The sequence below is a fragment of the Stenotrophomonas panacihumi genome (assembly GCF_001431645.1).
Lineage (GTDB): Bacteria > Pseudomonadota > Gammaproteobacteria > Xanthomonadales > Xanthomonadaceae > Stenotrophomonas_A > Stenotrophomonas_A panacihumi.
Genome location: NZ_LLXU01000084.1, coordinates 1 through 21,594, shown reverse-complemented (window position 1 = coordinate 21,594; position 21,594 = coordinate 1). Strand labels below are relative to the sequence as shown.

At 68.8% G+C, this 21,594-nt stretch carries 18 protein-coding genes; 14 read left to right on the top strand and 4 right to left on the bottom strand.

Annotated features, from left to right (window positions below):
• Positions 1–202: 202 nt before the first annotated feature.
• Entirely contained in the window at positions 203–2,245 is a 2,043-nt protein-coding gene (locus ARC20_RS10715; protein WP_057646914.1) for an NADPH-dependent 2,4-dienoyl-CoA reductase, read from the bottom strand.
• Between the two features lie 94 nt (positions 2,246–2,339).
• Positions 2,340–3,362 (bottom strand): zinc-binding alcohol dehydrogenase family protein, encoded by a 1,023-nt coding sequence (locus tag ARC20_RS10710; protein WP_057646912.1) that lies wholly within the window; start codon positions 3,360–3,362, stop codon positions 2,340–2,342.
• Positions 3,363–3,722: 360 nt separating this feature from the next.
• On the opposite strand from ARC20_RS10710, the gene ARC20_RS10705 reads away from it, so the two are divergent.
• The 4 genes from ARC20_RS10705 to ARC20_RS18630 all read left to right on the top strand — a co-directional run bounded on the left by ARC20_RS10705 (position 3,723) and on the right by ARC20_RS18630 (position 6,984).
• Complete coding sequence (locus ARC20_RS10705; RefSeq protein ID WP_057646911.1) at positions 3,723–4,805, top strand: OmpA family protein; 1,083 nt, start codon at positions 3,723–3,725, stop codon at positions 4,803–4,805.
• A gap of 191 nt (positions 4,806–4,996) precedes the next feature.
• A complete protein-coding gene (locus ARC20_RS10700) occupies positions 4,997–5,500 on the top strand; it encodes a hypothetical protein (protein ID WP_057646909.1) in 504 nt (167 codons plus the stop codon).
• An 18-nt stretch (positions 5,501–5,518) separates the two neighbouring features.
• Positions 5,519–6,301 (top strand): pseudouridine synthase, encoded by a 783-nt coding sequence (locus ARC20_RS10695; protein WP_057646919.1) that lies wholly within the window; start codon positions 5,519–5,521, stop codon positions 6,299–6,301.
• Between the two features lie 164 nt (positions 6,302–6,465).
• Positions 6,466–6,984 (top strand): hypothetical protein, encoded by a 519-nt coding sequence (locus tag ARC20_RS18630; RefSeq protein ID WP_146165850.1) that lies wholly within the window; start codon positions 6,466–6,468, stop codon positions 6,982–6,984.
• 19 nt (positions 6,985–7,003) lie between these two features.
• On the opposite strand, the gene kbl is transcribed toward ARC20_RS18630, so the two are convergent.
• Complete coding sequence (kbl, locus tag ARC20_RS10685; protein ID WP_057646905.1) at positions 7,004–8,206, bottom strand: glycine C-acetyltransferase; 1,203 nt, start codon at positions 8,204–8,206, stop codon at positions 7,004–7,006.
• 261 nt (positions 8,207–8,467) lie between these two features.
• Between kbl and ARC20_RS10680 the strand changes: the two genes are divergently transcribed.
• From ARC20_RS10680 to ARC20_RS10655, 6 genes are all read left to right on the top strand, one after another.
• Complete coding sequence (locus ARC20_RS10680; RefSeq protein ID WP_237642567.1) at positions 8,468–9,832, top strand: OprO/OprP family phosphate-selective porin; 1,365 nt, start codon at positions 8,468–8,470, stop codon at positions 9,830–9,832.
• A 26-nt stretch (positions 9,833–9,858) separates the two neighbouring features.
• Positions 9,859–10,881, top strand: coding sequence for a sulfate ABC transporter substrate-binding protein (locus ARC20_RS10675; protein ID WP_425478502.1), 1,023 nt, complete (start codon positions 9,859–9,861; stop codon positions 10,879–10,881).
• Between the two features lie 3 nt (positions 10,882–10,884).
• Complete coding sequence (cysT, locus tag ARC20_RS10670) at positions 10,885–11,739, top strand: sulfate ABC transporter permease subunit CysT (RefSeq protein ID WP_057646899.1); 855 nt, start codon at positions 10,885–10,887, stop codon at positions 11,737–11,739.
• A 6-nt stretch (positions 11,740–11,745) separates the two neighbouring features.
• Entirely contained in the window at positions 11,746–12,702 is a 957-nt protein-coding gene (cysW, locus tag ARC20_RS10665; RefSeq protein ID WP_057646897.1) for a sulfate ABC transporter permease subunit CysW, read from the top strand.
• Positions 12,703–12,709: 7 nt separating this feature from the next.
• Complete coding sequence (locus ARC20_RS10660) at positions 12,710–13,741, top strand: sulfate/molybdate ABC transporter ATP-binding protein (protein WP_057646895.1); 1,032 nt, start codon at positions 12,710–12,712, stop codon at positions 13,739–13,741.
• Between the two features lie 174 nt (positions 13,742–13,915).
• Positions 13,916–14,632 (top strand): TorF family putative porin, encoded by a 717-nt coding sequence (locus ARC20_RS10655; RefSeq protein WP_057646893.1) that lies wholly within the window; start codon positions 13,916–13,918, stop codon positions 14,630–14,632.
• Between the two features lie 598 nt (positions 14,633–15,230).
• Here the strand turns inward: ARC20_RS10655 and tdh are convergent.
• A complete protein-coding gene (gene tdh, locus ARC20_RS10645) occupies positions 15,231–16,265 on the bottom strand; it encodes an L-threonine 3-dehydrogenase (RefSeq protein ID WP_181360149.1) in 1,035 nt (344 codons plus the stop codon).
• 159 nt (positions 16,266–16,424) lie between these two features.
• On the opposite strand from tdh, the gene ARC20_RS10640 reads away from it, so the two are divergent.
• The 4 genes from ARC20_RS10640 to folC all read left to right on the top strand — a co-directional run.
• Positions 16,425–18,587: a S46 family peptidase gene (locus ARC20_RS10640; RefSeq protein WP_057646916.1), complete on the top strand. Its 2,163-nt coding sequence runs from the start codon at positions 16,425–16,427 to the stop codon at positions 18,585–18,587.
• Positions 18,588–18,687: 100 nt separating this feature from the next.
• Entirely contained in the window at positions 18,688–19,332 is a 645-nt protein-coding gene (locus tag ARC20_RS10635; protein WP_057646889.1) for a histidine phosphatase family protein, read from the top strand.
• A gap of 211 nt (positions 19,333–19,543) precedes the next feature.
• Entirely contained in the window at positions 19,544–20,515 is a 972-nt protein-coding gene (locus ARC20_RS10630; RefSeq protein ID WP_237642565.1) for a sensor domain-containing diguanylate cyclase, read from the top strand.
• Between the two features lie 69 nt (positions 20,516–20,584).
• Positions 20,585–21,594 (top strand): bifunctional tetrahydrofolate synthase/dihydrofolate synthase (folC, locus tag ARC20_RS10625; protein WP_057646885.1); only part of this gene is annotated, 1,010 nt, incomplete at its 3' end.

Genomic DNA, 21,594 nt, shown 5'->3' with positions numbered 1-21,594 from the left:
GGAATGTGAGGGGGCCGGGGGGACCGCCGAACTGGGGGCGGCCCGAAAGTGCGCGCAAGGTAGATGGACATCACGCAACGCCGCGTGAACGCGTCAGCTTGACATCCGGGGCGGGCGGGGCCGGCCGATCTGCCCGAAACGGGCACGGCGAGGCTCCGTGAAGGGCGTGGCGGCCGCCGATCGGGCCGCCACGCAGGGGCGCTCAGAGGCGCGCGGCGAGGCGGCTGCCCTGGTCGATGGCGCGCTTGGCGTCGAGTTCGGCGGCCACGTCGGCACCCCCGATCACATGCACCGACACGCCCGCTGCCTGCAGCGGCGCGAGCAGCTCGCGACGCGGCTCCTGGCCGGCGCAGATCACCACATGGCCGACCGGCAGCGTCTGTTCCTGGCCGTCGATGCGGATGTGCAGGCCCTCGTCGTCCACGCCGACGTACTCCACGCCGCCGAGCATCTTCACGCGCTTGGCCTTCAGCGTGGCGCGGTGGATCCAGCCGGTGGTCTTGCCGAGGCGGACGCCCGGCCTACCGGGGCTGCGCTGCAGCAGCCAGACTTCACGCGCCGGGGCCTCGGGCTGTGGCGGCACCAGGGCGCCACGGGCCTCGAAGCGGGGGTCCACGCCCCATTCGGCCATCCAGCGCCCGGTGTCGAGCGACGGCGATTCGCCGTGGTGGACCAGGAACTCGCCGACGTCGAAGCCGATGCCGCCGGCGCCGATGATCGCCACCTTGTCGGCCACCGCGACCCGGCCGAGCAGCACGTCCAGGTAAGTGACGACCTTGGGGTGGTCGGCACCGGGGAAATCCACCCCGCGCGGGGTGATGCCGGTGGCCAGCACGACCTCGTCGTACCCGGACAGATCCGCCGGGCCCACGACCGAGCCCAGGCGCAGCGTTACCCCGGTCGCCTCCAGCTCCTGGCGGAAGTAGCGCAGCGTCTCGTGGAACTCCTCCTTGCCCGGAATGCGCTTGGCGACGTTGAACTGGCCGCCGATCTCGCTGGCGGCATCGAACAGCGTCACCTGGTGGCCGCGGCGCGCCGCCACGGTGGCGCAGGCCAGGCCGGCCGGGCCCGCGCCCACCACCGCGATGCGGCGCGGCTGGGCGGTCGGCAGGTAGTTCAGCTCGGTCTCGTGGCCGGCACGCGGGTTGACCAGGCAGCTGACCAGCTTGTTGTCGAACACGTGGTCCAGGCAGGCCTGGTTGCAGGCGATGCAGGTGTTGATGGCCTGGCTGCGGCCGGCGCGCGCCTTGTTGGCCCATTCCGGGTCGGCCAGCAGCGGGCGGGCGAGGGAGACCATGTCCGCGCCGCCGCCGGCGAGGATGCGTTCGGCCACCTCGGGCATGTTGATGCGATTGGTCGCCACCACTGGCAGGCGCACTTCGGGCTTGAGCTTGGCGGTGACGCCGGCGAAAGCCGCGCGCGGCACCGAGGTGGCGATGGTCGGCACGCGCGCTTCGTGCCAGCCGATGCCCGAGTTGATGATCGTCGCGCCTGCCGCTTCCACGGCCTTGGCCTGGGCGACGATCTCTTCCCACTGGTTGCCTTCGTCCACCAGGTCCACCAGCGACAGCCGGTAGATGATGATGAAATCCGGCCCGCAGGCTTCGCGGATGCGGCGCACGATCTCCACCGCGAAACGCATGCGCCTGGTGGCGTCACCGCCCCAGGCGTCATCGCGGCGGTTGGTGCGCGGCGCGGTGAATTCGTTGATCAGATAGCCTTCCGAACCCATCACCTCCACGCCGTCATAGCCGGCCTCGCGCGCCATGCGGGCGGCGTGGGCGTACGCCTTGATCTGCCGCTCGACCCCGCCGGCCGACAGCGCGCGCGGGGTGAACGGGTTGATCGGCGCCTTCAGCTTCGACGGGGCGACCTGCAAGGGGTGGTAGGCGTAACGGCCGGCATGCAGCAGCTGCAGGCAGATCTTCGCGCCGTGCGGGTGCACGGCCGCGGTGAGCTGGCGATGCGGACGGCCTTCCCACGGCCAGGACAGCTTGCCGCCGAACGGCTTCAGCCAGCCGGCCACGTTCGGCGCGAAGCCGCCGGTGACGATCAGCCCCACGCCGCCGGCGGCACGCTCGGCGAAGTAGGCGGCCAGGCGGGGGAAGTCGCGGGCGCGATCTTCCAGGCCGGTGTGCATGGAGCCCATCAGCACGCGGTTGCGCAGGCGGGTGAACCCCAGGTCCAGCGGCGCGAACAGATGCGGGAAGGCGGTCGAATCGGAAACGGGCGTCTCGGCGGGCATATGGATACGCTGGCGTACGGATGACCCCATTGTCGGGGATCGGCCGGCGTTCGCAAAGGCCCGGCCGCGCGAGGGCGGCGGCCGGGCCGGGGGACTACCAGCCGGCCAGCGCCAGCTTGCCGATGGTGCGGCCCGATTCCAGCCGGCGGTGCGCCTCGCGCAGGTTCGCCGCGTTGATCGGCCCGAGCACCTCGGTGAGCGTGGTGCGCAGCTCGCCCGCGTCGACCAGGCTGCCGGCGCGGCCGAGGATGCGGTGTTGCTCGACCATGTCGGCGGTGCGGAAACGCGCACGCGCGAACATCATTTCCCAGTGGATGCCGATGCACTTGGCCTTGTACGGGTCGCCGATGCGCAGCGCGCCGGACGGCTCCACGATCAACCCCACGTGCCCCTGCGGCGCCACCAGTTCGCCCAGCGCTTCCCAGTAGCGATCGGTGTCGGCCAGGTTGATCGCCGCATCCACCGACTCGATGCCCAGCGTGCGCAGCTGCGCGGCCAGCGGCTCGCGGTGGTCGATGACGTGTTGCGCGCCCATCTGTCTGCACCACGCCACGGTTTCCTCGCGCGATGCGGTGGCGATGACTTCAAAGCCTGCATGCCGCGCCAGCTGGATCGCGATCGAGCCCACGCCGCCCGCGCCGCCGATCACCAGCAGGCGCCGGCCGCGGTTGTGCGCATCGTCGAAGCGATACGGCATGCGTTCGAACAGCAGTTCCCACGCGGTGAGCGTGGTGAGCGGCAACGCGGCGGACTGCGCGAAATCCAGCGTGTCCGGTTTGCGCCCGACGAGGCGTTCGTCCACGAGTTGGAACTGCGCGTTGGCGCCAGCGCGGGTGATGTCGCCGGCGTAGTACACCTCGTCGCCGGGCGCGAAGGCGGTGACGTCGGGGCCGACGGCCTCGACCACGCCCGCGGCGTCGTAGCCCAGCACCTTCGGCTGCGTTTCCACCTGTGGCTTGGGCGAACGCACCTTGGTGTCGACCGGATTGACCGACACCGCGAGCACGCGCACGAGCAGGTCGTGGCCGGTGGGCGCGGCGGGCGCGGGGAGGGTGACGTCTTCCAGCGAGTGCGGATCGTCGATCGGCAGATACCGGGTCAGGGCGACAGCTTTCATGGCACCTCCAAGGCCTGGAAAGGGCGGACGCGAACATCCACCCGGACCCTCAACCTAACCGCTTCGGGGGCGTGCGGTCACCTCGTCCATTACGTTCGAAAAATCGCCGCGACGATTTTTCACACTGCCCGTCTTGATAATCTGGCGCAGCCTTTCATGAAGCTGTATACGTTGGATTCAGTGGGTTTGCGGGGTATGCGCGAACGCCCACTTGTTATGTGACCGTTAACGCGGTCTTCACTTAAGCGAGCTTAATCTGCGCCGCGATGGCGTGCGGAACGGCCGTCTGGATGTGACGAGACATCTGAACTGAACCATGCCTCTATCGGTTTTACACCCCCGAAACAAGGAGCTGTATTCATGAACAAGAAAATCCTCACTGCCGCGTTGCTGGGCGGCCTGGCCTTCGCCGGGGCTGCCTCCGCGCAGGAGTTTGATGATCGCTGGTACCTGACGGGTTCGGCCGGTTTCAACTTCCAGGACAGCGACCGCACCACCAATGATGCTCCGTTCGTCACTCTGGGCCTGGGCAAGTTCGTGAGCCCGAACTGGTCGATCGACGGTGAACTGAACTATCAGAACCCGAACTTCGACGCCAACCAGGATCTGAACTGGAGCCAGTACGGCATCTCGTTCGACCTGCGTCGCCACTTCATCCAGGAAGGCCGTGGCTGGAACCCGTACCTGCTGTTCGGTGTGGGCTACCAGAAGACCGAGGAAGAGTACGACGCGTTCCCGAACCCGACCTCCCCGGGCGAGCGCAAGGACGGCGAGTTCGCCGCCAAGGTCGGCGTCGGCCTGCAGACCACCTTCGACAAGCGCGTCGCCGTGCGCGCCGAAGTGGCCTACCGTGGCGACTTCGACGACCAGTCGATTGCCGCTCCGGACGAGAGCTGGTTCGGTGACATCCTGGCGTCGGTCGGCGTCGTGATCCCGCTGGGCCCGCCGCCGGCTGCCCCGGTTGCTCCGGCGCCGGTCGCGCCGAGCTGCGCCGACCTGGACGACGACGGCGACGGCGTCAACAACTGTGACGACAAGTGCCCGAACTCGCAGCCTGGCCAGACCATCGGTCCGGATGGTTGCCCGGTCCCGGTCTCCATCGACCTGAAGGGCGTGAACTTCGACTTCGACAAGTCGAACCTGCGTCCGGACGCCGTGGCGATCCTGAGCGAAGCCACCGAGATCCTGAAGCGTTACCCGGATCTGCGCGTGGAAGTGGCCGGCCACACCGACCTGTGCGGCAAGCCGGACTACAACCAGAAGCTGTCGGAGCGTCGTGCGACCGCGGTGTACAACTATCTGACCCAGAACGGCGTTGACGCCGGTCGCCTGCAGGGTCCGATCGGTTACGGCGAGAGCCGTCCGCTGGAGTCGACCCCGGATACCTTCCCGGCCTGTAAGAGCGAGAAGAACCGTCGTACCGAGCTGAACGTCCAGAACTGATCGGACGCTTCATGCTTCAGGCAAAGCCCGGCGCAAGCCGGGCTTTGTTTTTTCCGGCCGCGCGACCCCGCGCGCGAAGAGAAGAAAGTGCCGGCGTGAATGGCGAATCGCGCACCCGCGCACGTTCGCGCCGGTTGAAAGGCTTGTCCGCGCTGCCTACACTCGCCGCGTCGCCCACCCACGGAATTCCGATGCTGCGTATCGCCGCCTTGGCCGGACTGATCGGTCTCGCCCTCGTCCCCGCCGCCCATGCCGCGAGCAATTGCGCACCGACCCCGGCTGCCGCGCCGCTGCCGCTGCCGGCCACCGTCGTCGCGCCGGCTTCCTCGGAACTGTTCACCCGCAACGGCCAGCTCGGCATGCCTTCCGGCGTGCTCGCCCAGCCGTTCACCAGCGACCAGTCGGTGGACCGCGTGCTGCTGCGCCTGCGCGTGGAAGGCTGCCAGGACATCAGCAAGGCGCTGCCGGCCGGCGGTGCCGCCAACCCGAACGACCCGGCGGCCTACAAGCCGCAGACCGCGTTCGACAACACGCCGTGGCGCTTTGACATGAGCCAGAACGGCAAGCGCATGACCGCCGAGGAGTTCGACGCCTGGATGAAGGCGCGCGGCGTGCGCGTGGTCAAGGCGCGCCCGACCGCCGCACCGGCCGCGGCCGCCCCGGCGGCCGAGACCAAGCCGGCCGAATCGAAGTAAGCCGCCCGGGACGTGGCCGTGCACCGGCGTCCGCCGCCGGCTTCCCGGCCGCGTCCTCCCGCCCGCGGCGCCGCCGCGGGTCCGCGCCATGGCCTGGCGCGCACCCTTTCCAAACTCGGCGTGTGTTCGCGCAGCGAAGCCGCGCGCTGGGTCGCCGAGGGGCGCGTGCAGGTCGATGGCCGCATCGTCCGTGACCCCGAATTCCCGATCCCGCAGGCCGGCGACGTCGCCGCGCGTTTGCGCGTGGACGGCCAGCCGCTGCAGGGGCCGGCGCGGCACTACGTGATGCTCAACAAGCCACGCGGCCTGGTTACCTCCACGCGCGACGAGCAGGGCCGCGATACCGTTTACCGCTGCTTCGAAGGTTCCGGCCTGCCCTGGCTGGCGCCGGTCGGCCGCCTCGACAAGGCCAGCGAAGGCCTGCTGCTTTTCAGCAACGACCCGCAATGGGCCGCCGCGATCACCGACCCCGCGCGCGGTCCCGACAAGACCTACCACGTCCAGGTCGATAGCCTGCCCACGCCCGCGCAGTTGCAGGCGATGCATGAGGGCATCGAGGACGAAGGCGAACGGCTCAGCGCCCGCCGCATCACCGTGCTGCGCGAAGGCGAGCGCAATGCCTGGCTGGAGGTGGTGCTGGAAGAGGGCCGCAACCGGCAGATCCGGCGCCTGCTCGCCAGCCAGGACATCGGCGTGCTGCGGCTGGTGCGCGTGGCGGTCGGCGGGCTGGTGCTGGGCGAGCTGGCCAAGGGGGCCTGGCGCCCGCTGAGCGAACAGGAGTGGCGCGCGCTGGTCGGTTGAGTGCCGGGTGGCACTGGCCGCCCCCTGCCCGCGAGAGGCCGGTACGCGGAACTTGGGCACGGCATCACGCTTGCCGCGTGCGCCCACCGGGCAGATCGCGATTCCCGCCGCCACCGGGCACGGCCCGGGCCTACACTCGGTCGCATCTCTGGGGAGAGACGACCATGTGGGGACACCGACTGCCGCGGCCGCGTGCCGCTCGACTGACCGCCCTGGCGGGCATGCTGCTGCTCAGTGCGTGCGCCACGCATGGACCGGCGCCGCAGGCCAGCACGGCAACACCGCCGCCGCCTGCCGGCGAGCGCGACGCCACCGGCGCCTATCGTTTCAACATGACCCAGAACGGCCGGCGGATGACGGCCGACGAATTCGATGCGTGGATGAAGGCGCGGGGCATCCGCGTCGCCAAGGGCGCGCCCGCGTCGGACGCCCCGACGCGCGCTACCACGCAGGCCAAGGCGCCCGCCAGGCCGGCGCGCGCGAAGACCGCTGTCGCCACCCCGGCCAAGCCGGCCGCGACGAAGGTCGCCGCGGCCAAGCCGGTTCCCGCGAAATCCGGCGCGACCCCGGCCCCGGCCGCGCCTGCCGTGGCCGTCGCCAAACCGAAGCCCAAGGCCAAGCCGGCGGCCAAGGAAGTCTCCCAGGCCAAGGCGCCGGCCAAGCAGGGCAGCGGCGAGGGCTGAGCCCCCGCCGCGAGGGCGCTCAGCCCTTCAACACGCCCAGTTCGCGGCCGATGCGGGTGAACGCATCGATCGCCTGGTCCAGGTGCGCGCGGCTGTGCGCGGCGCTGATCTGCGTGCGGATGCGTGCCTGGCCCTTGGGCACGACCGGGAAGAAGAAGCCGATCGCGTAGATGCCTTCCTCCAGCAGGCGCTGCGCGAAGCGCTGTGCCAGCGGCGCGTCGTACAGCATCACCGGGCTGATCGGATGCACGCCCGGCTTCACGTCGAAACCGGCGGCGACCATCTTCTCGCGGAAGTAGGCGGTGTTCTCGACCAGCTTCTCGCGCAGGTCGCCCGCCGCTTCCAGCATCTCGAACGCCTTGATGCCCGCGGCCACCACGTGCGGCGGCAGCGAGTTGGAGAACAGGTACGGGCGCGAGCGCTGGCGCAGCAGCTCGATCACTTCCTTCTTCGCCGTGGTGAAGCCGCCCAGCGCGCCGCCCATCGCCTTGCCCAGCGTGCCGGTGAAGATGTCGATCTTGTCCAGCACGCCCTTGACCTCGGCCGAGCCGCGGCCGGTCGCGCCGAGGAAGCCGGTGGCGTGGCATTCGTCGATGTGGACCAGCGCGTTGTACTTTTTCGCCAGCGCGGTGATCTCGTCCAGCGGGGCGATGAAGCCGTCCATCGAGAACACGCCGTCGGTGGTGATCAGCTTGGTCTTGCAGCCGGCCGCGTCGGCGGCCTGCAGCTGTGCTTCCAGGTCGGCCATGTCGCAGTTGGCATAGCGAAAGCGCTTGGCCTTGCACAGGCGCACGCCGTCGATGATCGAGGCGTGGTTGAGCGCGTCGGAGATGATCGCGTCGTTTTCGCCCAGCAGCGGCTCGAACAGGCCGCCGTTGGCGTCGAAGCAGGCCGCGTAGAGGATGGTGTCCTCGGTGCCGAAGAAGTCGGCGATGGTCTGCTCCAGCTGCTTGTGCAGGTCCTGGGTGCCGCAGATGAAGCGCACCGACGCCATGCCGAAGCCGTGCGTGTCCAGCGCGTCCTTGGCGGCCTGGATCACGTCCGGGTGGTCGGCCAGGCCGAGGTAGTTGTTCGCGCAGAAGTTCAACACCGTGCGGCCGTCGGCCAGGGTGATTTCCGCCGACTGCGGGCTGGTGATGATGCGTTCGGACTTGAACAGGCCCTGTTCGCGGATGGAATCGAGTTCCTCGGCGTAGTGCCGGGTCAGGGAGGCGTCGGTCATGGGGGCTGTCGCAAGGCGGAAAGCGCGGATTTTACCCTGCCGGCCACGCCGCCCCGCCGGCCTCATTCGCAATGGCTATAAGCCCCGCGTCTTTGGTCATTTCCCCGCCCTGTTGTGCGGTTGCAGCATCGTCGCTCCACGGGCCAAGGGGGCTTGGCCCACCCACCGGAGAGACGGGGAATGCGAGCAAGGCAGGCAGGCGGAGGTGCGAAACATTCGGGACGCAGGACCGGGCTCGCCCTGGCCTGCGCGTTGGCTGCCGTGCCCGGCTGGGCGCAGGCCGCCCAGCAACCGACGGTGGAAGAACTGCAGCGTCGCCTGGAGGTGCTGGAGCGCCGCCTGGGCGCTGCCCCGGCCGAGGCGCCGGCGGGCGAGGGCCTGGCCGACCTGGACCAGCGCCTGCGGGTGATCGAGCGCAAGCTGGAGATCCAGGACGAGGAGCGCGTGGCCAAGGCCAAGGAAACCCCGGTGGTGGCGGTCAACGACAAGGGCGCCTCGTTCAAGTCCGCCGATGGCGCCTACGAGATCCGCCTGCGCGGCCTGCTGCAGGGCGATGGCCGCTTCTACATCGGCGACGACGCCGTGCCGCAGAACGACACCTTCCTCATCCGCACCGCGCGGCCGATCATCGAAGGCTCGCTCGGCAAGCTGCTGGCGTTCCGCTTCACGCCGGAATTCGCCGGCGACAGCGCCAGCATCGTCGATGCGTATTTCGACGTGCGCTTCGACCCGGCCTACACGCTGCGCGTGGGCAAGTTCACCTCGCCGGTGGGCCTGGAGCGCCTGCAGTCTTCCTCCGCGCTGGCCGATACCGAGCGCGCGTTCCCGAGCGAGCTCGCCCCGAACCGCGACATCGGCGTGCAGCTGCAGGGCGATGTCGCCGGCGGCACCTTCAGTTACGCGGCCGGCATCTACAACGGTACCGTCGATGGCCGCGATGCGGTGACCAGCAACCCGGACAACGAATTCGAATATGCCGGGCGCGTGTTCTTCGAACCCTTCAAGAACGATGCGAGCGCGTGGTCGGGGCTGGGCTTCGGCATCGGCGCCAGCGTCGGCGACAAGGACGGCGTGGGCAACAACTTCCTGCCGCGCTACCGCACGCCGGGCCAGGTGCAGTTCTTCAACTACCGCAGCACGGTGGCCGCCGACGGCCGCAACCTGCGCTGGTCGCCGCAGGGCTACTACTACCGCAACGCCTTCGGCCTGCTCGGCGAATACATCGTGTCGCGACAAGAGGTCGCACTGGGCGCGAACCGCGCGGACCTGGAGAACAAGGCATGGCAGGCGACGGCCAGCTACGTGCTGACCGGCGAGGATGCAGGTTATCGCGGCGTGACGAAGCCCTCCAACCCGTTCGGCAAGAACGGCGGGTGGGGTGCATGGGAAGTGGTGGGCCGGTATGGTGTACTGGAAGTGGATGACGCCGCGTTCCCGCTGTTCGCCAGCGCCGACGTCGCGGCCCGTCGCGCCGAAGCCTGGACGCTGGGCGTGAACTGGTATCTCACCAGCAACCTCAAGCTGGTATTCAACTATTCGCAGACGCGCTTCGACGGCGGTGCGCTCAACGGCGCCGACCGCGAAGACGAGAAGGCGGTGATCTCCCGCCTCCAGGTGGCCTTCTGACCATGGAGAAGACTTCGGTGAAGACAATCAAGAAGAACGCGGCCCGCTGGGCCACCCCGTTGCTCGCCGCGCTGCTGACCGTCGCGCTGGTCGCGCCGGCCACCGCGCGCGACGTGCAGCTGCTCAACGTGTCCTATGACCCGACGCGCGAGCTCTACAAGGATTACAACGCCGCCTTCGCCAAGCACTGGAAGGAGACCAAGGGCGACACGGTCACCGTGGAGACCTCGCACGGCGGTTCGGGCAAGCAGGCGCGCGCGGTGATCGACGGCATCGAGGCCGACGTGGTGACGCTGGCGCTCGCCTATGACGTGGATGCGGTGGAGCAGAAGGGCAAGCTGATCCAGCCGGGCTGGGAAAAGCGCCTGCCCGACAACAGCGCGCCGTACACCTCCACCATCGTGTTCCTGGTGCGCAAGGGCAACCCGAAGAACATCAAGGACTGGCCGGACCTGCTGCGCTCGGGCGTGTCGGTGGTGACGCCGAACCCGAAGACCTCCGGCGGCGCGCGCTGGAACTACCTCGCCGCGTGGGCCTACGCCGACCGCATCTTCAAGGGCGACCGCGAGCGCACCTTGAACTACATGCGCGCGCTGTTCCGCAACGTGCCGGTGCTCGATACCGGCGCGCGCGGCGCCACCACCACGTTCGTCCAGCGCGGCATCGGCGACGTGTTGCTGGCCTGGGAGAACGAGGCGTTCCTGGCGCAGGAGGAACTGGGCCCGGACAAGTTCGAGATCGTGGTGCCGAAGCTGTCCATCCTGGCCGAGCCCTCGGTGGCGGTGGTCGACAAGAACGTCGACAAGCACGGCACGCGCGAGGTCGCCGAGGCGTATCTCAAGTACCTGTACTCGCCGGAAGGCCAGAAGATCGCGGCCAGGCACTACTACCGTCCGCGCAAGCCGGAGTTCGCCGACCCGGCTGACATCGCGCGCTTCCCGAAGGTGGAACTGGTGACGATCCAGACCGCGTTCGGAGGCTGGGACAAGGCGCAAGCCGAGCACTTCGCCGACGGCGGCCTCTTCGACCAGATCCAGGCGAGCAAGTAGCCGATGGCTGTACCTGCCGTTTCCACGCCGCGGCCCGCGCCGCGGCGCAGGGTGATCCCCGGGTTCGGACTGAGCCTGGGGATCACGTTTGTGTGGCTGGGCCTGATCGTGCTCATCCCGTTGCTGGGCGTGTTCGTGAAAACCAGCGGCCTGGGCTGGGCCGGCATCTGGCATGCGTGGACAGAACCGCGCGTACTTTCCGCGCTGCGCGTGAGCTTCGGCACCGCGCTGGCGGCGGCGGCGTTCAACGCGCTGATGGGTACCTGGGTGGCGTGGGTGCTGGTGCGCTATCGCTTTCCGGGCAAGCGCCTGTTCGACGCGATGATCGACCTGCCGTTCGCGTTGCCCACCGCCGTGGCCGGCATCGCGCTCACCGCGCTGTACGGCGGCAACGGCTGGATCGGCCGCTTCCTGGAGCCGCTGGGCATCAAGGTCGCCTACACGACGCTGGGCATCACCGTGGCGCTGGTGTTCGTCGGCCTGCCGTTCGTGGTGCGCGTGGTGCAGCCGGTATTGCTGGAATCGGAGAAGGAACTGGAAGAGGCCGCCGCCACGCTCGGCGCCGGCCGCTGGCAGACCGTGCTCGGCGTGGTGCTGCCGGGGCTGTGGCCGGCGGTGCTGACCGGCTTTGCGCTGGCCTTCGCGCGTGGCGTGGGTGAATACGGCTCGGTGATCTTCATTGCCGGCAACCTGCCCAATGCCACCGAGATCGCGCCGCTGCTGATCACCATCCGGCTGGAGGAGTTCGACTATGCCGGCGCCACCGCCATTGCCGCGGCGATGCTGCTGCTGTCCTTCGGCGTGCTGCTGCTGGTGAACGGGTTGCAGGGCTGGATGCAGCGCAAGGGGCGGGAGTAGGGCACGATGAGCCAGATCGCCTCCGGTCTTTCCGTCCCGCTGCAGGAGTCCGCCATGCCGGTGCGCCGGTCACGCGACATCGCCGCCCGCGCCACCACCGAACCGGGCTGGGTGCGCGTGTTGCTGATCCTCGGCGCGCTGCTGTTCCTGCTCGGCTTCCTGCTGCTGCCGCTGGTGCTGGTGTTCGCCGAAGCGCTGCGCGGCGGCGCGGGCGTGTTCTGGAAGGCGATCAGCGACCCGGACGCGCTGGCCGCCATCCGCCTCACGCTGATCGTCACCGCCATCGTGGTGCCGTTGAACCTGGTGTTCGGCGTGGCCGCCGCGTGGCTGGTGAGCAAGCACCGCTTTCCAGGCAAGCGCCTGCTGGTCAGTTTGATCGACCTGCCGTTCTCGGTGTCGCCGGTGGTCGCCGGCCTGATCTTCGTGCTGATCTTCGGCCGCAATGGCTGGGCGTGGCCGTTGATCGACGAAGGCTGGCTGGTGCAGTTGCCGATCATCGGCGAGACGCTGATCCAGCTGCCGAAGATCGTTTTCGCCGTGCCGGGCATCGTGCTGGCGACGACCTTCGTCACCTTCCCGTTCATCGCGCGCGAGCTGATGCCGTTGATGGAGCAGCAAGGCAGCGATGAAGAGCTCGCCGCGCTGAGCCTGGGCGCCGGCGGCTGGCAGATGTTCTGGCGGGTGACGCTGCCCAACATCCGCTGGGGCCTGCTGTACGGCGTGCTGCTGTGCGGCGCGCGCGCGATGGGCGAGTTCGGCGCGGTGTCGGTGGTGTCCGGGCATATCCGCGGGCGCACCAACACGCTGCCGCTGCACGTGGAGATCCTCTACAACGAATACGCCTACAGCGCCGCGTTCGCCTGCGCCGCGCTGCTGGCGTTGAGCGCGCTGGTCACGCTGGCGCTGAAGACCTACCTGGAGTGGCGCCACGGCGAATCGCTGGCGTCCAACCACCGTCACTGAGGCGAGCATGGGCATCCGCATCCAACACCTGCACAAGCGTTTCGACCAGTTCGCCGCCCTCGACGGCATCGACCTGGATATCCAGCAGGGCGAGCTGCTGGCCCTGCTCGGGCCGTCCGGCTCGGGCAAGACCACGCTGCTGCGGATCATCGCCGGGCTGGAGAGCGCCGATGGCGGGCAGGTGTTCTTCGGCAACGAGGACGCCACGCGCATGAGCGTGCAGTCGCGCCGGGTGGGCTTCGTGTTCCAGCACTACGCGCTGTTCAAGCACATGACGGTATTCGACAACATCGCCTTCGGCCTGCGCGTGCGGCGTGGCGAGGCGCGCTGGCCGAAGCAGCGCATCGCCGACCGCGTGCACGAGCTGCTCTCGCTGGTGCAACTGCAGGGGTTGGAGAAGCGCTACCCGGCGCAGTTGTCGGGCGGGCAGCGGCAGCGCGTGGCGCTGGCGCGCGCCTTGGCCATCGAGCCGCGCGTGCTGTTGCTGGACGAACCGTTCGGCGCGCTCGACGCGCAGGTACGCCGCGAGCTGCGCCGCTGGCTGCGCGAGCTGCATGAGCGCACCGGCCTGACCACGGTGTTCGTCACCCATGACCAGGAAGAGGCCTTGGAGCTGGCGGACCGCGTGGCGATCCTCAACCGCGGGCGCATCGAGCAGCTCGACAGCCCGGCGGCGGTGTACGACCGCCCGGCGTCGCCGTTCGTCTACGGCTTCGTGGGCGAGGTGAACCGGCTGCCGGGACGCGCGGGCGGCGGGCAGATCGAGGTGGCGGGGCAGCACCTGCCGTGGCAGGCCGACGGCGAGGGCGACGTGGCGCTTTACGTGCGGCCGGAGGACATCACGCTGGAGACGGCGGGCTGGCCGGCCACGGTGGTGTCCACCCAGCGCAGCGGCGCGCGCCTGCGCCTGCGGGCGCGCCTGGACGCGCTGGCCGAGGAGGTGGAGGTGGATCTGCCGGCGGCCGGCGCGGCGTTCCAGGCGGGCCAGCCATTGCATCTGGCGGCGCGTCGCTACGGGGTTTTCCCGGCGGAAGCGTGACGGTTCCCGCGTGAGGCAAGACACGGACGAGACACTGGCGGGACAAGGTTTCCGATGAAACAGGCACGAAAGTGACACGGGTGTTGCACTGCAACGAAACCTCGGTTAAGAATCCGTAAAACAAGGATCGACACCGCAGTTTCCTCGCCCACCCCGCCACAGGAGATGTGCCGTATGAAGAAGTCGCTGCCTTTCGCGTGCGCCGCCGTGCTCGCGCTGTCCACGCTGTCCGCCACCGCTTTCGCGCAGGAAGCCGAAGAGGAGGATTCCTCGGGCTTCAGCGGCACCTTCGCGGTGACCAACGACTACGTGTTCCGTGGCATTTCGCAGACCAACGAAGACCCGGCGTTCCAGGCGGGCCTGACGTACACGACGCCGTTCGGGCTGTACGTGGGCACGTGGGTATCGAACGTGGATTTCGGCGCGGGTGATCCGGATTGGGAAGTGGACGGTTTCATCGGCTACGGGATCGACTTCGCGGAGAACTGGAATTTCGACGTGATGGTGAACCGCTACAACTATCCGGGTGCGGGAGCGTCGAACTACAACGAGCTGATCACCAAGACGACGTTCCTCGATACCTACAGCCTGACGGTGGCGTACACCAACGATGTGTACGGGCTGGACGAGAACAGCTTCTACTACGCGCTGGGCGCGGACTGGGCGCTGCCGTCGGATTTCAGCGTCGGCGTGCATGTGGGGCGCACGACCTACTCGTCGAGCATCGACTACAAGGACTACACGGATTACAGCGTGACGGTGGGCAAGACCTGGGGCCCGCTCAACCTCACCGTGGGCTATTACGACACCGACAGCAGCGGCGAGTACGACTTCGGCAAGCAGAATTCGGATAGCCGGATCGCGGCTGTGGCTACTGTCAGCTGGCCGTAAGTTCAATTCTTTGTTTGCTGGATTTCGAAAAAGCGTCCTTCGGGGCGCTTTTTCTTTTCTTGATTCGAGAGCGGCTGTTCGGTCGCTACTGCACGGCGCCCGGGGGGAAGGCCTTGGCGGGGGACGCCAAAAGCGACCATCCATGGTCTTGAGCTCGTGAGGCGACATCCTGTCGCCACACGCCCCCGCCAAGGCCTTCCCCCCGGGCACCCCCCAACATCACATCGTCGGATCGAAAAGCAGCGCCATCCAACATCTCCCGCATTGAGAGGGTGCCGGAGACGAGGGTGGAGTGAAAGCGGAGTTCCGCTGGGGAGGGGAGAGGGAAAAAGCGGGGGGTGCCGCTTTTGATCTTCGTACCGCGCATGCGGGAGATCATCGGGCGCCCGGGGGGTATGCCCCATCGGGGGCGTAGGGCGACAGGACGTCGCCCTACGAGCTCAAGACCATGGATGGTCGCTTTTGGCGTCCCCCGATGGGGCATACCCCCCGGGTGCCGCGCGGTGGCAACCAAAGCGCCGCCAAGGAAGCAAGCCGCACACGCAAATCGCAGCTATAAAGAAAAGGGGCCGATGCATCCGCACCGGCCCCTCTCACATCAGTTCCAGCTAAGAACGACCTTGCCAGCCTTCCCTTGTTCCATCAGGTCGAAACCCTTCTGGAAGTCGTCGATCGGCAACTGGTGGGTGAGCACCTTGCCGAGCGGGAAACCGGACAGCACCAGCTGCGTCATCTTGTACCAGGTCTCGTACATCTTGCGCCCGTAGATGCCCTGCACCGTCAGGCCCTTGAAGATGATCTTGTCCCAGTCGCAGCCCGCGCCCTTCGGCATGATGCCCAGCATCGCGATCTTGCCGCCGTGGTACATGCAGTCGAGCATGTCGTTGAACGCGCGCGGGTTACCGCTCATTTCCAGGCCCACGTCGAAGCCCTCCATGTGCAGGTCCTTCATCACGTCCTTGAGCGAGGTGTTCGATACGTTCACCACCCGCGTGGCGCCCATGTCGGCGGCCAGCTTCAGGCGGAAATCGTTGACGTCCGTCACCACCACGTTGCGCGCACCGATGTGCTTGCAGATGCCCGCCGCGATGATGCCGATCGGGCCCGCGCCGGTGATCAGCACGTCCTCGCCCACCACGTCGAACTCCAGCGCGCAGTGCGCCGCGTTGCCGTACGGGTCGAAGAATGCCGCCAGCTCCGACGGAATCTGGTCCGGGATCGGCCACAGGTTCGACGCCGGCATCACCATGTACTCGGCGAACGCACCATTGACGTTCACGCCGATGCCCACCGTGTTCGGGCACAGGTGCGGACGGCCACCGCGGCAGTTGCGGCAGTGCCCACACACGATGTGGCCCTCGGCCGATACCCGCTGGCCCACCTGGTAACCCGTCACCGCCGAACCCAGCTCGGCGATGCGGCCCACGAACTCGTGGCCGATCGTCAGGCCCGGCTTGATCGTGCGCTGGCTCCACTCGTCCCACAGGTAGATGTGCAGGTCGGTGCCGCAGATCGCCGTCTTCTCCAGCTTGATCAGCACTTCGTTCGGGCCCGGCACCGGAACCGGCACGTCCTCCAGCCAGATGCCCTTGGCCGCTTCGCGCTTGACCAGCGCCTTCATCGTTTGCGTCATTGCCGCTGAAACCCGTGGGGAAAGAGAGGCGCGAATTATAAGGCGCGCGCCGCGCCGCCCGTGCTGCACCGCCAGAACGCCCGGGGTGCCGTCAGGCAGGGGGGAGGCCGACAGGGGGGCGGTTACACTCCAGTCATCCTTCCAATGAAGTCGGTGCCGATGCGTTCCACCCTGCTTGCCCTGTCCATCGCCTCCACCCTGGCCGCCGGTTTCCTCGCGGCCTCCCCAGCCCAGGCGGGCGAGGGCATGTGGGTCCCGCAACAATTGCCGGAGATCGCCGGTCCGCTCGAGAAGGCCGGCCTGAAGCTCACGGCCGAGCAGCTCTCCGACCTCACCGGCGACCCGATGGGCGCCGTCGTGGCGCTGGGCGGCTGCACCGCCAGCTTCGTCTCGCCGCAGGGCCTGGTGGTGACCAACCACCACTGCGCCTACGGTGCCATCCAGCTCAACTCCACCGCCGAGAAGAACCTCATCAAGGACGGCTTCAACGCGCCGACCCCGGCCGATGAGCTGAGCGCCGGCCCGAACGCGCGCATCTACGTGCTCGACGAGATCACCGACGTCACCGCCCAGGCCCGCGCCGCGCTGGCGGCCGCCGGCAGCGACGCGCTCAAGCGCGCCGAGGCGCTGGAGGCCTTCGAGAAGGCCCAGGTCGCCGGCTGCGAGGCCGGTGGCGGGTACCGCTGCCAGTTGTTCAGCTTCGCCGGCGGCAACACCTACCGGCTGTTCAAGAACCTCGAAATCAAGGACGTGCGCCTGGCCTATGCGCCGCCCGGCAGCGTCGGCAAGTTCGGCGGCGACGTCGACAACTGGATGTGGCCGCGCCACACCGGCGACTTCTCGTTCTACCGCGCCTACGTCGGCAAGGACGGCAAGCCGGCCGCGTTCTCCCGGGACAACGTGCCCTACCAGCCCAGGCACTTCCTGAAGTTCGCCGACCAGCCGCTGGGCGCGGGCGATTTCGTCATGGTGGCCGGCTACCCGGGCCGCACCAACCGCTACGCGCTGGTGACCGAGTTCGAGAACACCGCGCAGTGGACCTACCCGACCATCGCCAGGCACTACGAGAACATGATCGCGCTGGTGGACAAGGCCGGCCAGCAGAACCCGGACATCCGGGTGAAGTACGCCAGCACCATGGCCGGCTGGAACAACACCAGCAAGAACTACGAAGGCCAGCTCGTCGGCTTCCAGCGCATCGATGCCCTTGGCCAGAAGCGCGCCGAGGAAGCGGCCGTGCTCGCCTGGCTGAAGAAGCAGGGCACGCAGGGCAAGGCCGGCCTGCAGGCGCATGCGGAACTGGTCAAGCTCGCCGGACAGGCCCGCACCACCCAGGCGCGTGACCTGGTCATCGCCCAGCTCAACCGCAATGGCGTGCTGAGCGCGGCGACCACGCTGTACCGCCTGTCGCTGGAACGCGCCAAGCCCGACGCGCAGCGCCAGGGCGGCTACCAGGAACGCGACCTGCCGCAGATCGAAGGCGCCATGAAGCAGATGGAGCGCCGCTACGTGCCGGCCATGGACCGCCAGCTGCAGGCGTACTGGCTGAAGGAATACGCCGGCCTGCCGGCGAACCAGCACCTGCCGGCGATGGACCAGTGGCTGGGCGGCGACGTGGACGCCGCGGTGGCGCGCCTGGACGGCACTCGCCTGGGCAACACCGACGAGCGCCTGAAGTGGCTCAAGGCCGACCGCGCCGCGTTCGAGGCCAGCGATGATCCGGCCATCCGCTACGCGGTGGCGGTGATGCCGGCGCTGCTGGCGATGGAAACGCAGGAGAAGATCCAGAAGGGCGAGCAGCTCAAGTACCGCCCGGTGTTCCTGCAGGCGCTGGCGGACTACAAGAAGAGCCAGGGTGAGTTCGTCTATCCGGACGCCAACCTGTCGCTGCGCATCACTTTCGGCAACGTGAAGGGCTATGCGCCGAAGGACGGCGTGGAATACACCCCGTTCACCACGCTGGAAGGCGTCGTGGCCAAGGAGACCGGCGCCGAGCCGTTCGATTCGCCCAAGGCCCTGCTGGAGGCGGTGAAGGCCAAGCGCTACGCCGGCCTGGAAGACAAGCGCCTGGGTTCGGTGCCGGTGGATTTCCTCTCCGACCTGGACATCACCGGCGGCAACTCCGGTTCGCCGGTGATGGACGCGCATGGCCGCCTGGTCGGCCTGGCGTTCGACGGCAACTGGGAATCGGTGAGCAGCAACTGGGTGTTCGACCCGGCGATGACCCGCATGATCTCCGTGGACAGCCGCTACCTGGAATGGATCATGCGCGAGGTCGCCCCGGCGCCGCAGCTGATCAAGGAACTCGGCCTGCAGCACTGAGCCCCGGACGCGGCGGGCCGTCGGGCCCGCCGCAACGGTTATGATCGCGATCCCCCCGCCGTCTCGCGACGGCGCGTCTCCCTCCAGGACACACTCCCGCATGCGCATCCTGCTTGCCCGTCACGGCGAGACGCCGTGGAACGCCGAAGGCCGCTACCAGGGCCAGATCGACATCCCGCTTTCGCCGGTCGGCGAATCGCAGGCCCGCGCGCTGGGCGAGCGGCTGAAGGACGTCCGCATCGACCGCGCCGTGGCCTCGCCGCTGACCCGCGCGCAGACCACCGCGCGTTTCGCGCTCGGCCCCGCGCGCGAGGGCATGCTCACGCTGGACGCCGACCTGCAGGAAATCGCCCACGGCGAGTGGGAAGGCCTGCTGGCCAGCGAGATCCACGACAAGGATCCGGCCCGCCTGCGCGCATGGCGCGAGGAGCCGGACACCGTGCTGATGCCGGGCGGTGAATCGCTGCGGCAGGTGCTGGAGCGTTCGTGGCGTGGCCTGGCCGCCGCCGCCGAAGGGCTGGGCCCGGACGACACGCTGCTCGTCGTCGCGCACGACGCGGTGAACCGTGTCCTGCTGTGCAAGGTGCTGGGCATCCCGCTCTCGCGCCTGTGGACGTTCCGCCAGGCGCCGACCACGCTCAACCTGCTCGAAGGCGAGGACGTGGAGAACCTGGAGGTGGTGCGCTTGAACGACTGCAGCCACCACACGCCGTTCTTCGGCGAAGCCAAGCACCGCGCGCTGTAGCTGCCCGCCGCGGCGTGCGACATCGCCGCACGTCAGGGCTTTCCCGATGCCGCGCGCGGCGCCGTTGACTTAGGCTGGCGTGGGCCGTGGACGGTGTCCGTCGCGGTTGTCGCCCTGTCGTTGCCGCCAAGTCTCCCGTCCGATGCCTTATTACGCCTCGAACCAGGAATCACGGGCGAAGGCTCGTGCCTTCGTGCGTCGCATCTATCCGATGCGCAACCTGGGTGTGCTGTTGCTGTGCCTGCCTTACGTGTCCGTCCTGCTGGAGCAGGGCACGCTGGGCCGCTATGCGTGGGCCGTCGTGCTGAACGTGCTGGTGTGGCCGCACGTTGCCTTCTGGCTGGCGATGCGCGCGCGCGACCCCGCCGCGGTCGAGCATCGCAACCTGGTCATCGATGCCGCCATGGGCGGGTTCTGGATCGCCGCGACCCATTTCAGCCTGGTACCCGCCGCGGCCATGCTCAGCATCCTCGCCGCCGACCGCCTCGCCGCCGGCGGCTGGCGCCTGCTCGGCCGCGCCACGCTGGCCTGCGCGGTGGTGGCCGCGTTGACCGGCTGGGCGCTGGGTTGGCCCTTCCACCCGGGCGCCTCGATGCGCACGATCGCCTGGTCGCTGCCGGCGATCTTCATTTACATGCTGGCGTTGAGCCATGTCGGCTACCAGCTGGCGCGGCGCATCGTGCAGCAGAACCGCCAGCTGGACCGGCTCAACCTCACCGACCCCGGCGTGGACCTGCCCAACCGGCGCTTCTTCAATGCACGCGCACAGGAACTGGTGGCCTCGGCGCGCGCCGGCCATGCGCAAGCCGTGCTGCTGGTGCTGGACGTGGACGGCTTCAAGTCCATCAACGACCGCCACGGCCACGTCGCCGGCGACGAAGTGTTGCGCGAGATCGCCCGGCTGCTGCGCGAGCAGGCCGGCGCCACCGGCTTCCCCGCGCGGCTGGGCGGCGACGAATTCGCGCTGCTGCTCGGCGCCAGCCTCACCGAGGGCGAGCGCGTGGCCGCCCACCTGCGCGAGAGCGTGGCCCAGCTGCAGCTGCCGACCTGGCCGCAGCTGCACGTGAGCATCAGCATCGGCGTGGCGCCGCTGGCCTCGCACCACCGTGGCATGGACGAATGGGTCGGCGCGGCCGACCGCGCCATGTACGTCGCCAAGGCCTCCTCGCGCGCGCGCCGCTGAAGGAGGCGTTGCCCGGCAGGGGCGCGAAATCGGGATAATGGCGCCGTTTTTTGCAGCCGGCCTTGCCCCGTGGACACCGCCAACACCCTCACCGAATGGCTTGAATACATCGAGCGCCAGCACCCGCAATCGATCGCGATGGGGCTGGAGCGCGTGCGCGAGGTCGCCACGCGGATGGCGCTCGGCGCGCCGGCGAAGAAGGTCATCGTCGTGGGCGGCACCAACGGCAAGGGCTCGACGGTCGCCTTCGTGGAAGCCATTGCGCGGGCGGCCGGCTGGAAGGTCGGCGCGTACACCTCGCCGCACCTGCTGGCCTACAACGAGCGCGTGCGCATCGATGGCGAGGATGCCGACGATGCCGCGCTCGTCGCCGCGTTCGCCGCGGTGGAGGCCGTGCGCGGCGACACCGCGCTGACCTATTTCGAATACGGCACGCTGGCCGCGCTGTGGCTGTTCGGCCGCGCCGGGCTGGACCTGGCGGTGCTGGAAGTCGGGCTGGGCGGGCGGCTGGACGCGGTGAACCTGGTCGATGCCGACGTCTCGATCATCACCACCGTGGATATCGACCATACCGACTGGCTCGGCGAGGATCGCGAGGCCATCGGCGAGGAGAAGGCCGGGATCATCCGCGGCTGGAAGCCGGTGGTGCTGGGCGAGATCGATCCGCCGTCGAGCGTGCTGCGCCGCGCCTACCTGGTCGGCGCCAACGCCCTCCGCTACGGCAGCGACTATTTCTGCGAGCCGATCGACGCCGAGCGCTGGCGCTGGCGCGACGTCTCCTTCCGCCTGGAACTGCCGATGCCGGCGCTGCGCGCGCCGGTGCAGCTGGCCAATGCCGGCGCGGCCATCGCCGCGCTGCGCGCGCTGGGCAAGCCGGTGCCGCGTACCGCGTGGGCCGAGGGCGTGGCCAACGCCGCGGTGGCCGGCCGGCTGCAGTCGCACGCGGTGGGCGAGGTGGAGGTGCTGCTGGATGTCGGCCACAACCCGCAGGCCGCGCGCGCGCTGGCGGCGTGGTTGCAGGCGCGCCCGGCTACCGGCGGCACGCGCGCCGTCTACGCCGCGCTCGCCGACAAGGACAG

Excerpts from the sequence above, each read along its gene's own strand:
- ARC20_RS10715 (WP_057646914.1), bottom strand. The coding sequence starts at position 2,245 with ATGCCCGCCGAGACGCCCGTTTCCGATTCGACCGCCTTCCCGCATCTG.
- ARC20_RS10710 (WP_057646912.1), bottom strand. The coding sequence starts at position 3,362 with ATGAAAGCTGTCGCCCTGACCCGGTATCTGCCGATCGACGATCCGCAC.
- ARC20_RS10705 (WP_057646911.1), top strand. The coding sequence starts at position 3,723 with ATGAACAAGAAAATCCTCACTGCCGCGTTGCTGGGCGGCCTGGCCTTC.
- ARC20_RS10700 (WP_057646909.1), top strand. The coding sequence starts at position 4,997 with ATGCTGCGTATCGCCGCCTTGGCCGGACTGATCGGTCTCGCCCTCGTC.
- ARC20_RS18630 (WP_146165850.1), top strand. The coding sequence starts at position 6,466 with ATGTGGGGACACCGACTGCCGCGGCCGCGTGCCGCTCGACTGACCGCC.
- kbl (WP_057646905.1), bottom strand. The coding sequence starts at position 8,206 with ATGACCGACGCCTCCCTGACCCGGCACTACGCCGAGGAACTCGATTCC.
- cysT (WP_057646899.1), top strand. The coding sequence starts at position 10,885 with ATGGCTGTACCTGCCGTTTCCACGCCGCGGCCCGCGCCGCGGCGCAGG.
- cysW (WP_057646897.1), top strand. The coding sequence starts at position 11,746 with ATGAGCCAGATCGCCTCCGGTCTTTCCGTCCCGCTGCAGGAGTCCGCC.
- ARC20_RS10660 (WP_057646895.1), top strand. The coding sequence starts at position 12,710 with ATGGGCATCCGCATCCAACACCTGCACAAGCGTTTCGACCAGTTCGCC.
- ARC20_RS10655 (WP_057646893.1), top strand. The coding sequence starts at position 13,916 with ATGAAGAAGTCGCTGCCTTTCGCGTGCGCCGCCGTGCTCGCGCTGTCC.
- tdh (WP_181360149.1), bottom strand. The coding sequence starts at position 16,265 with ATGACGCAAACGATGAAGGCGCTGGTCAAGCGCGAAGCGGCCAAGGGC.
- ARC20_RS10640 (WP_057646916.1), top strand. The coding sequence starts at position 16,425 with ATGCGTTCCACCCTGCTTGCCCTGTCCATCGCCTCCACCCTGGCCGCC.
- ARC20_RS10635 (WP_057646889.1), top strand. The coding sequence starts at position 18,688 with ATGCGCATCCTGCTTGCCCGTCACGGCGAGACGCCGTGGAACGCCGAA.
- ARC20_RS10630 (WP_237642565.1), top strand. The coding sequence starts at position 19,544 with ATGCGCAACCTGGGTGTGCTGTTGCTGTGCCTGCCTTACGTGTCCGTC.